This is a genomic window from Streptomyces sp. NPDC027189 (assembly GCF_055566975.1).
The window spans coordinates 26,520-42,041 of sequence record NZ_JBVHRI010000046.1 but is presented as its reverse complement, the minus strand read 5'-3'; the positions used below and the strand labels follow the sequence as shown (position 1 = coordinate 42,041).

The following is a 15,522-nucleotide window of genomic DNA, read 5'->3' as shown; positions in this document are numbered from 1 at the left end:
GCGCGCGGTCTGCTCCGCAGACACGACGCGCCGCCGCTACGCGGCGGGACAATTTCCTTGCTCCGCAAGGAAATTGATGGTCCGTCACTCCGTAACGGACAGTCGAATTGCTCCGCAATTCAACCCGAAGAAATTCGCTCCGCGAATTCCTAAAAGCAGCCGGCTAGAGGGGCGGTCGCCCGTTTCCCTCTTCTGACTCCCCGTCATTTCCATTCCTGAGGATTCGGAAATGACGGGGAATCATGGCGCGGTTTTGTGCATTGGGAATCGTACCCCCAGAACGGACGATTCCCAATACGCACGATCAGTTCTTAGTGATCGTCTTCACCCGGCCCCTCTCTAACGCCTCGTCAATTCCTAGACACTTCTCCTCAATTGCAGTCCCTCATTCCATGCCTAGGGTTTTCTTCTCTCTTGAAAGCCAGTCAATTCCCAAACCTAAGCGCCGGCCATGTTTCAGGTCTCTGATTCAGGGTGGTGTCTAGAGCATCGTTTCCCCAGGCTTATACTGACGTGAGCTGACTCCGGCGACAATCACCATGACCAGCTGCGCCAAACACCTTTACCGAAGCCGTACGCAACTGGTCAAACTATTTCGATATCTGACGCCCAGTAGTCTAACTGTGACCTGACTGCAGCAGCTTTGCCATATCTCTCCCCCGGAGATTGCTATCTTGTCAAGATAAAGACTTGTATGCGCTCGGTTGTTCCGTCGGGGGAGGAAAGATCGTGAACATCAACAGTGCCACTGTGAGTGGTGCGGTGACCTTGGGTCTGGCTGGCTTGGGAATCCTTATCCTTATTGTATCTAACGGGAAGATTGATATTGGAAGCGTAAGACTTAACGGTCCCCTACCCAAGGGCATGCGGGTGTTACTGGGCGCGATTGGAGTTCTGTGCATGCTCGCTTCACTAGTGCTCCTCTTCGTTCCGTCATTAAATACCTCTCCACCTCAGACGAAGCCTTCCGCGCATCCTTCTTCAACAGATTCGTCGGACGCCCTGCCCGGTGGTGAACCGTCCAGCGAGACTCCAATGGAAACAGCGACGAGCGATCCTCCCGCTTCGCAATCGCCAGAACCGGAACCTGCCTATCTCACCGAACTGGATCCGAAAGTACCCGACAACTCCGAGAAGGGCCTGGCCTTTATCGGTGGTAAAAGGTATCCACACTCGTTTAGGCAGAGCATCTGCTTTGATTATCCGGTGATCACCGGACTACCCGAAGGATATCGCAAGCTATCAGTCACCGTCGGGTATGACGATGACAGTTCCTATCGGGATGGCGTATCGGTCGTGGTATATGCGACAGATGAGCCCGACCCAACCGAGGAGTCGACCTGGTCACGGCTAGACAAGGTCAAACTGCCCACACAGAAAAAGGGCATCCTTCTAGAGGAAGAGCTCCCTTCCGGCACGACTGGTGTGTGGCTGGGGCCAGCCGAATACGCTTGCAGTACCGCGATCGCCTGGGGGGACCCTCGTGTGTCACCGTGACCGCGCTAATACGGTCGCTGGCAACGCATGGCTGTGGCATAGCGGCGGTGCACCTGGCCGCGGCAGTTGGCATGGGCGCGGATGAGTTCGGCGGCGATATCCAAGCAGTTACGTGTCAGCGTCCGGAGCGGGACGCCGAAATCTGGAGGCGCTGGTCCGCAAGCCCGGTGCCTTGCCGGGCGCGACTGTGCTGGAACAGGCCCAGCAGGCGGGACGGTTCACCCCGTCCACGAAGCATGGTGGGCCGCGGCCCGCAAGGCCCACGGTGACGCCTCGGGCACTCGCGCGCTGATAGAGGTCCTGCTGCTGCACCGTCACCTGGACCACAGCGACGTCGTCGCCGGGATCGCCGCCGCACTTCGGGCGGGTGCTCTGACCGCGGACGCGGTCGCCCTGGAGGCCCGCAAAGCCGCCGATTCCCAGCCCGGACTGGTCTTCGACGGTCTGGACACGTTCGCCGGCCCGCAGTCCTCACTGCCGAAACAACCGCAGGTGACGTCGCTGACGCTGCGGCGGCTGGCTCGTCTGCCGGCCGATACCCGACCGCTTCCGTCGGTTGCGGCCTACGACCAGTTACTGCGGCATCGCCGCAGGCCACAGGGGTGAGATGGGATGACCAGCAACCGCCATCGGGGCATGACCGAGCAGGCCGCCGACGTCGCGATCGACACCGCCTGCCGGGCACTGCGGCTGCCGACGATCCGCGCGGAGTTCCCCGACGTGGCCGCGACCGCCGAACGCGAGCAGATGACCTACCGCGGATTCCTCGCCGAGCTGCTGATGGCCGAGTGCGACGACCGGGCCCGCCGCCGGTCCGAGGCTTCCGGGTGAAGTACACACTGGCCGCGAAGCTGGTCAACGAGCTCGTCGAAGCCGCCGACGAGAAGCAGCTGAACAAGACCATCGCCCGCTACGGACGCGTCGATCTTTTGTGCATCGACGAGCTGGGATACATGGAACTCGTCCGCCACGGCGCCGAGTTGCTCTTCCAGGTGCTGACCGAGCGCGAGGAGAAGAACAGCGTCGCCATCGCCTCGAACGAGAGCTTCGGCTGGACGAAAACGTTCACCGACCCGCGACTCTGCGCGGCCATCGTCGACCGGCTCACCTTCAACGGCACGATCATCGAGACTGGCACCGACTCCTACCGCCTCGCGAGCACCCGAGCTCGCGCCGAAGCCCCTGCCAAGACCGGTTGACCCTGCTGCCAGCGCGTTGATCCTGCTGGCACGGCAGCAGGATCAACGACGTCACAGCTCGTCATTCAGCAGCGAGTACATGAACATGTCCCGGCGTTCGTCCCCGACCTGCTGCCACTTCCGCAGCAGTCCCTCACGTTGGAACCCAGCACGCTCGGCAGTACGCACGGAGGCCGTGTTCCACGGCTCCACCCACAGTTCAAGTCGGGGAATCCGCAAATCACACAGGGCCCAGCCGACCACTGCGTCGACGGCAGCTACGGCGGCACCCTGACCACGCGCCGACTTGACGACCCAGTAGCCCAGCGACGCACGGCCCTGTTCCAGGTCCCTCAGCCACAGCCCCACCTGGCCGACCGGTCGACAGTCAGGGGTCACGATGACGAACGTATACCCAGCCCTTGTGGTCGCCCGGCCCCACTGCCGTTCGATGAACGCGACGCCCGCCGGCTCTGAATAGGACGACGGCACCGTCGTGATCAACGGAATGTAGTCATCTTCCGACGCCTCACGGACCAGCGGAAGGTCTGAAAGGCGCCACGGACGAAGCGCGAGTCCACCACCAGCGGCGAGTTCAGGCACGTCAAGAGGTTGCTCCATCCACCCATCCTGCCGAGGTTCCAGACCGGTCCGCACCTGAGTTTCGAGCACCACCCCGCACCCATCACTCCTTCCGGACGACGAGCAACGCCGGTCCAGGTGACGTCATTTCTCGTGAACATCCACTGGCCCGCTGATCACCAACCGCTGTTCAGACCGATCGACAAACGCTGCTGCTGAACGTGAACAAAGCCAGCACGGCGAGTACAGCGCACCGTCCCAAGGACGCCATCTGTCCGGCATAGCACCCAGGCGGCCAGCCATCAGCGTGCCCCCTCCGTCTCCGAGGCCCCGCGCACTGCAGGCTCCGGCACTACGCCCTGACACTCGCACCCGACGCCCGCCGACCTTCCTTTCGTCTGGTACGCCGGCTTGCCCGGAGCGAGCGCGGAGGCCCCGCCGACGCGCAACAGACACCGGTCCGCCCCGATCCCCCGGCCGCGCGCCGTCCGCCCTCCTCGCCCGCCGTCCTCTCACCTCTCTTTCTTCTGTTCTGCTGAAACTCATCGCCAAACGCTGCTGCTGAACGTGAACGAAGCCACAACGCCCGAGCCCTGCTCCTATGACAGCCGACAGACGAGCCAGCCACGGCAGCACCCGTCAGGGCTGGACCATCCACGACGACGCCACCCGCACACTGCGCTCCCTGGAATAGACCTCCCGCCCGCCCAACTCAGGAGTCGAGGTGCCGGCGCAGCATGTCCCCGGCCAACTCGGCCTGGGTCAGCAGGTCGAGGAGTTCGCCGGTGAGTTCGCCGACGGTGTCGTGCACGGACTGCGCGGCGCTGCCGGATTCGTCGGCCGCGCTGCCCACGTACCTGCCGGGGGCCAGGTTGTATCCCTGTTTGCGGATGTCGTCCGTGCTGACGGCGCGGCAGAAGCCGGGAATGTCGCGGTACTCGGAGGCCGCCGGATGCGTGCCGCGCCAGGCGCGGTACGTGCCGGTGATGCTGTCCAGGTCGCCGTCGGACAGGACGCGGTGGGCCCGGCCTGCCATGAAGCCCAGCTCTCTGGCGTCGATGAACAGGGTCTCGCCGCGTCGGTCGGCCAAGTCCTGTCCACCGCGGGATGACTTGTCCTTGGTCAAGAACCAGGCACAGGACGGGATTGCTGTGGCCGTAAACAACTGTCCGGGAAGGGCGACGATGCACGCGACGACGTCGTCCTCCACCATGGCTTTGCGAATCGCGGCCTCGGCGGCGCCCCTGAACATCGATCCGGCTCCCAGAATGACGCCGGCGCTTCCCTGGGCACTGAGTTTGTGCAGTGCGTGCTGCAGCCAGGCAAAGTCGGCGTTGGACCGCGGAGGAACCCCGTACCTCCAGCGGGGGTCCATCGCTTGGGGGTGCCACTTGAGGCTGAAGGGGGGACGAGCGAGCACAACATCAGCCTCGACGGTCGGCAGGAGATCGTGCTCGAGCGTGTCCGTGCGGTGGATGCCCGCTGTGCCGAGGCCGTGGACACTGAGGTTCATGCGCGCAAGCCGGGCCGTGTCCGCGTTGAGTTCCTGACCGAAGAGCACGAGGTCGGCGGGCGACTTTCCCTCGGCCGTCGCGGACATGGCTGCTTCTACGAGCAGTCCGCCCAGACCGCAGCACGGGTCATACACGCACCCCTTCCAGGGCTGCAGCGCGTCGACCAGCAGCCGGGCCACACTATGGGGAGTGTGGAAGTCCCCTCCCCTCCGTCCTTCGTCGGCGGCGAAGCGTGCGTTGAGGAAGGTGAACATCGCGCCAGCGGCATCGGGCTCCTCGTCCGCTGCGGGCCATTTGTTGTGCAAAAGGGCGAACAGGTCGGCGACTTGCTGAGGACTGAGCCCCTCGAGGAGGGCTTCGGCGGGGGCAAACGCATCGGTGAGGTCGCGGTGCATGCGCATCAGCTCGACGAAGGCCTCGTTGAGCACCGCTGCCGCGTCACTGCCCGCCGCGCTGATCCGCTGGGTGAGCGTGTCCCATTGGGCGGCCAGCGGGAGCTGCCTCCCGTCGGCCTCCACGGCCTGGGCTGACAGATGACGCAGATACAGAAGGGGAAGGAGAGTGTTCTTATAACGCGTCGCGTCGATCGAGCCGCGCAGGTGATCCGCTGCCTTCCACGCCACCTCGAGCGCCGTCCTCTGATTCTTCTCGCGCGGGTGCATGCTCACCGGTCCCTCTCACTGCGGGCGGTCATCTCACCCGTGACGACGTCGTGTAGTGCACTCTTCTCTGCGGTCACCGCGCGCACCACATCGTGCAGTGGGGCGGCGAGGCGGGCGAAGTCCTCTCTGATCTCCTGCGACGGCCAGGGGATCGGGAACCGGGCGAAGTCCTTGCGGCGCATCGCACGGGCGGCTTCCCCTTGCGCGGTCGCCACCAGTTCCCGGCTCGCCGCGCGCAGGGCGTGCAGCAGCCACATACGGGTGGACACTGTCTCGGTACAGATCGCGAGGGCTCCGCGACCGGGGACCACAGGGGTGAGGGTCAGCACGGTGCGTACTTCGCCTGGCCGGGGGGCGACGAGGAGGGTTCCCGGCGGGCACACCTCTTCTGGCGGGACCCAGGTGTGCGCGGCTGTTTCCTGCAGGTGGACGGTGCGGCTGTTGAGCACCTCCTTGGCGGCGGCGAACGGGACCTCCTGCAGGTGTTCCGCCGCAGTGCAGCGGGCGGAGCCGGTGACAATGCGTCCTGTCTCCCCGACCGGACGGGTGAGAAGGGCGTGTGCCGGGCCGTGGAAGGCCCGAGTGAAGTGCACATCGGCGAGCTCGGTGGCGCAGCGGGCGATCCTGGCGTTGAGAGCCAGTCGACGTTCGGCGAGGGTGATGGTGCGCAGATGCCGGGTACGCACGGCTCCCTCAGACGACAGCCAGACAGGCAGGCGCCTGAGGGCCAGGAGCGGGAGGGTCACGTGCTCGGAGTTGGTCGAGGACGCCTGCAAGTACCTGCGGCTGTGCGGGGTTTTCAACCACCAGCGCAGCCATACGTCTACGCCCTCGGCCCGGGACTGCGGTGTACAGCGGATGACGGCGACGGACCGGGCAACGTTCCAGCCTGCATGACGCTGCGCGGCCACGGCCGTCTCCCCCACGCGCCCGACGAGGACCACCAGGAGATCACCCTCCTCAAGCCGGGTGCGCGGGTGCCGGTCGGCGACCCGCGGCGCGATGCGGCGGGGCACCGTGTCGATCACGTCTCCCTCGATGATCTCTGTTGCGCCGATCATGGGCACACCCTGCGGGTCGGGTTCCGGTCTCACAGCGCCGTAGGCGATCGACTGGATGCCGGGGATGTCCTCCAACGGCTGGGTCGGCCCGAGTTCTTCGAGATCATGGCGCACCTGGCTCATGAGCGCGCCTCCAGTGCGCTGCGCAGGCGCTGCGTGGCCTCGGCGGTGTGGTCGAGCCGCTCGTACAGCATCTCCTTGCGGCTGCGCCGGCCATCAACTGTGATCGGGGCGGTCCGGCGGGGTTGGGTGTAGTGGGTGGGGGTCAGGTCGTAGTTTTCGGCGGCGAGTTGGCCGACGGGCACGGCGCTGACCCACGGGGCCGTCTCGGGGTCGTCGTCGCGGCCGCCGGGCTGCAGGCCGCGCCACACGGCGAAGACGCGGATGAGTCGGTCGAGGTCCTCGTCCACGAACATCCGGCCCGCGGGCTCTCTGCGGGTGCCCAGGCGCCGGGCGTCGGCGAACAGGATCTCGCCGGGATGCGGCCTGGGCCCCTTGGCCAGCAGCCACAACGCCGTGCCACTGCGGGTGTGCGGGAACAGCCAGTTAGGCAACTCCACGATGCCCGCCACCAGGCCCTGTTCCACCAGCGCTTGGCGGATGCGCGCATCGTCGGAGTTGGTGTTGTGAACGGCGCTCGAGGCGAGCAGGACGACGGCCCTGCCGTTGGCAGTGAGGTCTGCCAGGATGTGCTGGACCCAGGCGAAGTTCCCGTTGCTGCTCGGCGGCAGGCCCAGGCTCCATCGCGGATCGTCCCGCAGTTCCGCCCTGCCCCATCCCTTCATGTTCACTGGAGGATTGGCCAGCACCAGATCGGCCGGCCTCCGGCCTGGCCCGGCGCGCAGGCTGTCCACGGGGCCATCGCCCAGATCCGCGGGCAGATGGTGGAAAGCCAGGTTCATCGCCGCCACCCAGCGCGCCTCGGGTCGGATGTCCGACCCGTGAAGGTCCAAGGGACTGCCGTCGTGCGCGGGCACTCGCTGTGCCGCGGCGCACAGGAGGCGGCCGCTGCCGCACACCGGATCTCGCACGGTCTCGCCCCCCCGGGGATGGCCCAGTCCCGCGAACAGGTCGGCCAGATGGCGGGAGGTGAAGTAGTTGCCGCCCTTGGCGTCGAGCGCGGAGTAGCGGTCGACGCCAAGGGCGAACAGGCCCGCGGCGCTGTCCAGCCGCTCGATTTCCACGGCCAGCCGGTCCAGGACACGGTCGGCGTGGGCGCCGACCTGCTGCACTCTGGAACGGTGCGATGAGGCGATGCCGTAGGTCTGCGCGACGCGGGTGCGCGGCCACACGCGCGCCAGGACGTCGCCGGCAGATCCCGAGCGACGATCGACGATCTGTGCCCAGCCGGCCTGTGCCCTGCACCGCATATACACCAGCTGGAGAGCCTGGCGGTACGCCACATCGGCGTTGCTGATGTCGCTCAGCTCGTCCAAAACCCGCCAGACGCGATGGAACGTTGCAGGGTCCTGGGCGATGCCGGCCCCACTCATGACCGGCCCAACCAGGTCCCCATGGCCAGGCCCAGCAGCACGGAACCTGTGAAAGCGCCGCCGCCGTACTTGACCGCGGCCGGCAGCCGGCCCGCGTCCGCGTACTCGACCATGCCGGCGACCAGACCGACCACGACCGAGGCGAGGACGATCACACTCAGGATCAGCAGCTTCTTCTGCTGTCGTGACAGCACGTTCCAACTCCCGTCAGGATTCAGGGGGGTTCGGCGGACCGTTCCGCCGCAGTGAACGTAGTAGCTGCGCCTCACGCCACTCCAGCAGCATGAAATTCTGCTTTTCCGCGCACGGCCGCCAGAACCCTCCCCACCGCTGGCCCGTCACGCATCTTTGAGCCTGTCAGCTGGTCTTCTTCTGCCTCCCCCAGGCACGGCCGCCACGTGAAGCTCAGATGTGCGCACATCCCCTCTGCCGGCGCTCGACGGCACACGCCGGGGAGGTGAACGCGTTCGGCTCACCGCGATCAGGGCCGGATCTGTGCCAGATAACTCTGCAGACCACGTACCGGAATAGGTAGACGGGGGCCAGAACCGCGTAGGACGCCGCGGTCTCGTGCGCGTCCTTCAAGAACGACATCAGGCAGAAGGACACATGCCCATGCCGGCCGGTGACGGAGAGGAGGGCGGCCTCTGACGTGTGCAGCTGACGGACGCCTATGACAGTGGGTTCTGAGTCTTCTGGCGAAGTCGTTCGTAGGGTGTCTGGCCGGTGAGGGCGCCGCGGGGCCGATTGCAGCTACCGGACGCGCGTCACGGTCACCACGGCATGACGGGTTGTACCTGCCAGCACCTCAACCACCAGACCATGCGACGTCGTCACGTACGACTCGCCGCCAGATGTGCGGGCCCTGCGGCCCGGACCCGGCAGCATCACCACGCTGCGCGAAGACGACTTCTTCCACAACCGCCAAGTCGTCAGACTCCGTGACACCCGCCATCTCGACGCCGCCAAAGCTGGCTGACCTCAATCTGCCCCGCTTCGACGGCTTGCCGCCCGCATGGGCGCGGGTCGGCCCATGCACTGACGTCATTTCTCGTGAACATGCCCGAGCCCATTGACCGCCATGTATTGCCCAAAGTTCCGGAGAAACGCTGCTGCTGAAACAACCGGCGGCAATGCTGGGCATCTCTTGCTGCCCGGTCAGAGCGGCAGCGTTATGCCCAACTCCCGCATCGCGCTGGAAGGTGGACCGCCTTCGGAGCGTTCCGTCTTGTAGCCCTTGGTGCCAGCCGCGAGGGTGCGCGGGTCGACGGCCTCTGCGGGGGACCCGACTTGGCGCCCTCGAAGCCCAACACCAGCCACCCCCACCCCAGTTACGGCGATGGCTCGCCACCCAACACCGCACCTGGCACACCCTGAACCCCGGCCAACAACAGCTCCTGGCCACCCTCGGAAGACACCCCTACCAGCAGCCCAACGAACATGAACAGGCAACCGAAGAACTGGACCAACCGCCACCAAGCACTTCAAAACCCCACGTCAACACCACAACCACCGCCCCCTCCGACCGCAGACACCCCGGACACAACGAACCCCCAGCATCAACCAGCCAACTGAACACCCCAGCTCAGAGACCTAACAACCAACCATGATCACCGGGCGCGGACATCACCGACCCTGATCTCCACGATGCGCAAGTGGCCGGCACCGGTTCGGACGCGGCGCGTGGGGCGCGGCTGGCTGCTCTGCAGACGGGCGTGTTGACGGCGGCGGCGCAGGAGGGGCTGCGGAAGATGCTGACGTTCCACAGCAGGGTCAGCGAGGCCGAGGCCACGGCCACCGGTTTCGTCGACGTCGCCGGGCGGCTGTGGGAGGACGATCCGCGGCGGTTCCCACAGCCGGAGCGGGTCTGGGCGGACTGGCTGTACGGCGAGCACTCTCCCGGCCACCGGCGAGCCGTGCTCGCAGAGTTCGCCTCCGACGTCATTGAGGACGGCGACGGTGACGGGCGGGGGCTGCGGCTGGCCGCGCTGCGTGCTGAGCTCCGTGAAGGTGTTGGGCGAAGGTGTCGATACGGCGAATTGTGATTCCGTCGCTTTTTGTGACGCGCGGGGGTCGATGGTCGACATTGTGCAAATGGTCGGCCGCGCACTCCGGATGAAGCCCGGTGAAGGGAAAATTGCCTCGCTGATCGTTCCGGTATTCCTTGCTCCGGGTGAAAGCCCGGACGAAATGCTGACCTCCAACGGATACAGCACCCTGGCGAAGATCCTCGAAGCGCTCCGCGCGCACGACACCGACACCATCGAGGCCCTCGCCGACCCCCGCTCCCGCAGCGGCAGTTACGAGCCGGACGAGAGCGAAGGGGAAGGCGCACCGGGCGGCGACGGCCAGGAGCAGCCGGAGGGTGAGCGGGTGCCGAGTGCGCCCGCTCGGGAGCTGCTGAAGTTCAGCACGCCGCGGGATCCGGCGCAGCTGGCTCGGTTCGTGAAGCTGCGGGTGCTGGAGCCGGAGAACAGCTTCTGGCGGCGCGGGATCGAGGCCTGCGCGCGGTACGTGAAGGAGTGCGGAGCGGGGCAGCTGCGAGTGCCGTACGACTTCGTCACCCCGGCGGACTGGGCGCCTGCCGGGTTTCCGCTGGGGACATGGCTGGCCGATCAGCGGCGCTTCAACAAGGCCGGGCACCTTGCCGCGGCGCGGGTTGCTGAGCTGGACGGGCTGGGGATGGTGTGGTCGCACCAGGACGTCGCGTTCGAGGAAGGGCTCACCGCAGCCCGCGCCTGGGCTGCGGTGCACGGGCACTTCCTCCCGCCGGCAACCGCCGTCTGGGACGGATACCCGGTCGGGATCTGGGCGAAGAACCAGCGGACCGCGGCCAGGCTGGCGGAGAGCATCGCTGAACGCCGCGGGGCCGGCCTTCCCGTGGAATCGGGCGCCAAGGCGCTCACCGAGGCGCGGCGGGATGCGCTGGAGGAGATCGACGCTGGCTGGTGCCCGGTCTGGGGCACGGGGTGGCAGCGCTGCTTCCGCCTCGCCCAAGCCCAGGTCCAGGGCGGTGGGGCGGTGCCGATGGCGCCGGGTGAAGTCCTGGTGCAGGGCGAGGACTTGGGCCGCTGGGTCCAGTCGTGCCGGCTCGGCTGGGACACGCTCCTGCCCGCTCAGCAGTGGCTGCTTGGACACGTCCTCGGCCTTGAGGCGGCCGGGGAGGATGAGCGGCCCGTCCGCCGTACGCAGGACGACAAATGGGTGCTCAACCTGCGCGCGGCACGGCAGTACCGTGCCCGTGAGGGCAACCTCAACGTACCCAGGAAGCACGTTGAGCAACTGGACCCGGACAACGGTCTGGCGGGCCGTCAGGACGCTGCGGTGGAGGGCCTGGCAGTGAAACTCGGCATGGTCCTCGACAACGCCCGGCGCCGGGCGGACAGTGTTGGGCAGTGCCTGGTTGAGGACGCCAGAGCCCGCGATCCGCCAGTAGCCCTTGCTGCTGCCGCCCCACTCGCGGGACAGGTCGATCACGACCCGTTCGGCCGGGTCACCCGCGGCCTGCTGCCCGCGCAGCCGCTCGGCCTCCGCGAGAGCGGCCTGCGACGGCGGGCGGCGGACCTTGTTCTTGCACGGAGCCCGGTCGGAGAAGGCAGCCAGCACCTCGCGTTCCAGCGCGATCACGTGCCCGGCGTCCCGCACTGTCTGCCCGGCTCCGCGAGGCGCCCGGCGGTGGCGGGCGATGACTGCCCGGCCGGCGGTGGCGATGCTCAGATGGTCCTCACCGAGCCTGTGCAGGACCCGGACCTGGGCGCCGGGCAGACCCGGCGGCACCGAGTACAGATTCCCGTCGAAGGACACCAGGCACTGCGGGCTGACCGTCCGCTCGGCCTCCAGCTCGGCCGGGAACGGACGCACCGGGATGTCCAACAGCGGTTCACAGTCGGCGAGTTCACCCACTGTCATCTTGATTCCGGCGACGACCCGGCGACGGTCGTCCATCCGGACGGCCAGCTTGTCGATCCCGGACTGAGCCTGGATCACGCTCAGCGCGTCGGGAACCGTGCGCCACCAGCGTTGCGCGGCCGAGTGGTTGGCCTTCTCCACCACGCCCTTGCGGTTGCCGCGGCGCGGCGGACAGATGTCCACTCCGACTCCGTAGTACTTCGCGACCGCCCCGAAGGGCGCGGTGACCTGGCCGCTGGAGGGATAGCAACCGTTGCCATCCGGTCGAAGCGCCACCGCCTGGCGGTGCCGCCCAGCTTGCGCACCACCTGATCGAGGGCCCGGACCAGATGGGGGAAGTCCTCGGACTCCGCGAGCACCGCCCGCCACCGGCCCGAGTGCGCGAGTGCCCCGACCAGCAGATGGGCGTGCTCGCCCACTCCCCACCCGTCGGGCGCGTCCGGCAACTCCAGCCAGTCGAACTGGATTTCCTCACCCGGCGGATGCGCGATCACCGCGACGTTGCGGCCCGTCGCCGCGTGACACGGCTCGCAGTGCGGCCGGGCCTGATACCGGCGAAGGGCACGGGTGAACGTCGAGTAGCCGCCCTCGTATCCCAGGCCGGTGACCTCGTCGAACAGCGTCGACGCCCACAGATGCGGATCATCGGCCAGCCGCTGCCTGCAGTACTCCAAGTACGGCACGAACGCGTCCGTGCTCTGACGTCGCTGCCCAGGGACCTGTTCGCCGTTCAGATAGGCACGGATCGTCTTGCGGTCACGGCCTAGATGCCGAGCGATCGCTGAGATCGTCCAGCCCTGCCGACGCAGAGCATGAGCGTCCACGTCTTCCTCCTGCGTGAGCATTCAGGCCCCCGAACAGGCCGTACTTCATGCGCACGCAGGCTCTCCCGTCGAACACCCACACACTCCGACACACCGAGCAAGATCACACGATGGGTGGGGAGATCAACAGAGCGGGTTTGCCCCCACCTCAGAGCACCCAGTGGCCGTTTTCAACGAGCCCCATCAGCCTCCACCTACATCGCGGCGAGGGCAGATCTCTGGGCGAGCCTCCTGCGTTATCCGGCCCTGCCGACGTAGTCCGGGTCCGTCGGCATCAGTTTCTTTGCGGCGGGAAGCCCCACCGTGGGCTCCAGCGTCGCACTGGGTGGGGTTCGACGGGTGCTCCCTGCGGCTGAGAAGTGGCAGCTCTGGCATCCGGGGAGGGAGAGGGGATGCTGGGCGCAGGCCTGCGTGCGTGACGTCCTCTCACGTGCGTATGACTGTCGTTGATGTTGAAATCCAGCAGGAGTAATTCGAGCATCTCAACCTCTCTAGCGGCTCCTGCGGCTTCTAGTCTCTTCAGGGCTTCTTGAACGATTCTCTCGATCTCGATCTTGGCTCGCGTCTCCATGTTCGAGCGCCGCGTCTCGGCCTGCTGCAAGAGCTGTTCAGCTTCACTGCGGAGTTGGTCGGCCCCCTTGAGGAGCCGATCCACCGATGCGGCCGCCTTCTCACGCTGCACCTTCGTCTCCCGGATGGTGCGCTGCTTGAGTGCGCTCGCCTCTTGCAGGGACTTACGGATGATCGATTCGGCCCGGTCGTTGGCCTCCTGGACGATCCTTTCCTGTTGCGTGCGTCCATCGAGCAGGCATCGGTCTGCTACGGCCCGCGCGTCGGCGATGATTGAATCGGCTTGTCTCTGAACGATAGGCATCCGCTCATGCAGCTGCCGAAACTGGTCGATGGCCTCCGTCAGCAGTGCGCGCGCCTGAGCCTCAAGGTTCGATGCTCCCAGGGCTCGGGCGGCGGCTGCCTCGTCGGCCGCCTTCGCCTGCGCAATAACGGACTCGGGATGGGACGTCAGGGCCAGCAGCCTTTTGTTCTCCTCTTCCAGGCGCGCGAGCCTGGCTTCGAGTGAGTCACCCTGCCGCGCAGCGGCCGCTTCGTACTTCTCTTCGGCAACCCGCAGCGCCTTGAGTCTGACCAGCCAGACTGCGGAGTCCCCTTTGAGCGCCTGGACCACGTCGCCAAGGAGCTCGTCAGACGGCACCTTCTTGGCGTTGAACAACTCCGATAAACGAGGCTGCGGGTAGCCGGCTCTGGCGGCCAGTTCCTTCATGGTCGCCGGAGCGCCCGCCTCGTCCCAGAGGCCCCGCAAGCTGAGCGCAAACCCGGTCAAGGGCCGTCCATCGTCCTGCAAGGCACTGATTCTGCGCCCCATGGAGCACCCCCCTCACACCGCCCCCTCGGCAGTCGCGCCATTCTTTCGGTCCGCGGCCGAAATAATCTAGTTGATCTCCATCCGGCAGGTTGCGACTGCTGAACACGCCGCCCTGCAGGAGTTGTTCAAGCAGGCGGACGAAGAAGAATGAAGAATCAGAAACTATCTGCACGCAACATGTGCAAGGTCCCGAGTCAAGATTCTTCGTCGTTCATCGGCCTGCTTTATCGCGGTTTGGAATGAAGATCTCACCGGCCTTGACTGGAGATGTGCCTCCGCCACAGCGAGGCAGTCTGCGTACTTCGCACTCCCGTATCTGGCACCTCTCACAAGAAGCGCGCCAGAGCGCAGCCGTGGGGAAGCATGCAACAACGCTGTGGCCCCGGACCGCAATCGGGTCCGGGGCCACTGTTCTGCACCGGCTGTGCGGTGCAGTGAGAACCTGTCGACGGCCTCGTCGGGGAAGCTCTTGGCGGAGCCCTGGCGAGGCCCTGTTCTCCCCAAGGACAACTCATAGTGCCCTGCATTGCTTCCCAACTGGTGAAGAACGCGTATCGTCCATGCATCCGGGTGATGCTGGGCAGTAACGCTCCCCAAGAAGGTTTCAGCAGTACCTGGACATGGGCTGCCGTCATCAGCCTGGTTGGCCTCGTAGTGTCGATCAGCTTCACTGTCTACAAGCTGCGCAAGCGCAGGACGGCAGAGAAGGCTGAACGGCTCAAGCCCGACTACAACCTGCTCGATGAAGTCGCCGTCGTCCTGGACAAGCTGGCAGACACGCCAGCCCAGAAGCCTGACCTGGGCTCCCTCAACGAGCTGCGCACGCGGGTCAAGCAGGCGGAGCGGCGCTCCCCCGACCTCCGCTTCGGCGACATCGTGGCGCGCATCGACGTCTACCAGAAGACAGTTCTGCCGGACTGCTTCACCAAGAAGCTGTCCAACAAACGGATCACGCTGGAGGAACTGTTGACCCTGTCCCGGCAGCAGGGGGCCTCAATCACGGAGATCCGGGTCGCGATCGATGCGGTGCAAACGGAGATCGACCGGCGCAACAAGTGACGTCGTCCCCGAGGCGCGCTACGCGGGGCTGGGCGGGCGGCTGATCACCGAGACCCTGGCCAGGGCGAAGGACCTCGGGCTGGAGCGGGTCACCGTCCACTCATCGCCTCGGGCGATCCCGGCGTACGCCCGCCACGGGTTCGACAACCCGCCGCGCCTTCTCCGGGCGCATGTCGCGCGGACGACCCGTACCCCTGAGACCGGACCGGCCGGGCACCTCTGGCTGTCGGCCTTAGGGACAGGGCGTCGTCAAGAAGACGTGACGGTCGCGCGACGGCGGCGTACGGCCAGGACCAGGCCACCGCCGAGGGGCGGCCGCGGCGCCAGCGATGAGCGCGGTGCCGTCGGAGCCGGTGCTCGCC

General features: G+C 66.4%; 9 protein-coding genes and 6 pseudogenes. 7 read left to right on the top strand and 8 right to left on the bottom strand.

What is annotated here, in order from left to right; all coding sequences use genetic code 11:
• Nucleotides 1-729 precede the first annotated feature (729 nt).
• From ACZ4RZ_RS47700 to ACZ4RZ_RS47690, 3 genes and pseudogenes are all read left to right on the top strand, one after another.
• Nucleotides 730-1,497 (top strand): hypothetical protein, encoded by a 768-nt coding sequence (locus ACZ4RZ_RS47700; protein WP_467753869.1) that lies wholly within the window; start codon nucleotides 730-732, stop codon nucleotides 1,495-1,497.
• Nucleotides 1,498-1,639: 142 nt separating this feature from the next.
• Nucleotides 1,640-2,103 (top strand): annotated as a pseudogene (locus ACZ4RZ_RS47695) (IS21 family transposase); the annotation flags it as partial.
• A 6-nt stretch (nucleotides 2,104-2,109) separates the two neighbouring features.
• Nucleotides 2,110-2,696: pseudogene (locus ACZ4RZ_RS47690) on the top strand (ATP-binding protein).
• 51 nt (nucleotides 2,697-2,747) lie between these two features.
• Here ACZ4RZ_RS47690 and ACZ4RZ_RS47685 read toward each other — a convergent pair.
• The 6 genes and pseudogenes from ACZ4RZ_RS47685 to ACZ4RZ_RS47660 all read right to left on the bottom strand — a co-directional run.
• Nucleotides 2,748-3,278, bottom strand: a complete 531-nt coding sequence (locus ACZ4RZ_RS47685) for a GNAT family N-acetyltransferase (protein WP_467753868.1) — start codon at nucleotides 3,276-3,278, stop codon at nucleotides 2,748-2,750.
• A 691-nt stretch (nucleotides 3,279-3,969) separates the two neighbouring features.
• On the bottom strand, nucleotides 3,970-5,394 hold the full coding sequence (locus ACZ4RZ_RS47680) for an N-6 DNA methylase (protein ID WP_467753866.1): 1,425 nt from the start codon (nucleotides 5,392-5,394) through the stop codon (nucleotides 3,970-3,972).
• Between the two features lie 41 nt (nucleotides 5,395-5,435).
• A complete protein-coding gene (locus ACZ4RZ_RS47675; protein WP_467753865.1) occupies nucleotides 5,436-6,617 on the bottom strand; it encodes a restriction endonuclease subunit S domain-containing protein in 1,182 nt (393 codons plus the stop codon).
• On the bottom strand, nucleotides 6,614-7,987 hold the full coding sequence (locus tag ACZ4RZ_RS47670) for an HsdM family class I SAM-dependent methyltransferase (protein WP_467753864.1): 1,374 nt from the start codon (nucleotides 7,985-7,987) through the stop codon (nucleotides 6,614-6,616). The genes ACZ4RZ_RS47675 and ACZ4RZ_RS47670 overlap by 4 nt, the downstream gene beginning before the upstream one ends.
• A complete protein-coding gene (locus tag ACZ4RZ_RS47665; protein ID WP_107308822.1) occupies nucleotides 7,984-8,181 on the bottom strand; it encodes a hypothetical protein in 198 nt (65 codons plus the stop codon). The genes ACZ4RZ_RS47670 and ACZ4RZ_RS47665 overlap by 4 nt, the downstream gene beginning before the upstream one ends.
• 964 nt (nucleotides 8,182-9,145) lie before the next feature.
• Nucleotides 9,146-9,274: pseudogene (locus tag ACZ4RZ_RS47660) on the bottom strand (DUF6009 family protein); the annotation flags it as partial.
• Nucleotides 9,275-9,642: 368 nt separating this feature from the next.
• Here ACZ4RZ_RS47660 and ACZ4RZ_RS47655 point away from each other — a divergent pair.
• The gene (locus tag ACZ4RZ_RS47655) at nucleotides 9,643-10,032 is read left to right on the top strand and encodes a hypothetical protein (RefSeq protein ID WP_467753863.1); all 390 of its coding nucleotides are present in this window, start codon (nucleotides 9,643-9,645) and stop codon (nucleotides 10,030-10,032) included.
• Nucleotides 9,947-10,867 (top strand): annotated as a pseudogene (locus tag ACZ4RZ_RS47650) (helicase associated domain-containing protein); the annotation flags it as partial. The gene ACZ4RZ_RS47655 and the pseudogene ACZ4RZ_RS47650, both read left to right, overlap by 86 nt.
• 819 nt (nucleotides 10,868-11,686) lie before the next feature.
• On the opposite strand, the pseudogene ACZ4RZ_RS47645 reads toward ACZ4RZ_RS47650, so the two are convergent.
• Both ACZ4RZ_RS47645 and ACZ4RZ_RS47640 read right to left on the bottom strand, forming a co-directional pair.
• Nucleotides 11,687-11,896, bottom strand: a pseudogene (locus ACZ4RZ_RS47645) (Mu transposase domain-containing protein); the annotation flags it as partial.
• Nucleotides 11,897-12,994: 1,098 nt separating this feature from the next.
• Nucleotides 12,995-14,101 (bottom strand): hypothetical protein, encoded by a 1,107-nt coding sequence (locus ACZ4RZ_RS47640; RefSeq protein WP_467753862.1) that lies wholly within the window; start codon nucleotides 14,099-14,101, stop codon nucleotides 12,995-12,997.
• Between the two features lie 540 nt (nucleotides 14,102-14,641).
• On the opposite strand from ACZ4RZ_RS47640, the gene ACZ4RZ_RS47635 reads away from it, so the two are divergent.
• Nucleotides 14,642-15,160 (top strand): hypothetical protein, encoded by a 519-nt coding sequence (locus tag ACZ4RZ_RS47635; RefSeq protein WP_467753861.1) that lies wholly within the window; start codon nucleotides 14,642-14,644, stop codon nucleotides 15,158-15,160.
• A pseudogene (locus ACZ4RZ_RS47630) lies at nucleotides 15,123-15,293 on the top strand (GNAT family N-acetyltransferase); the annotation flags it as partial. The gene ACZ4RZ_RS47635 and the pseudogene ACZ4RZ_RS47630, both read left to right, overlap by 38 nt.
• Between the last annotated feature and the right edge of the window lie 229 nt (nucleotides 15,294-15,522).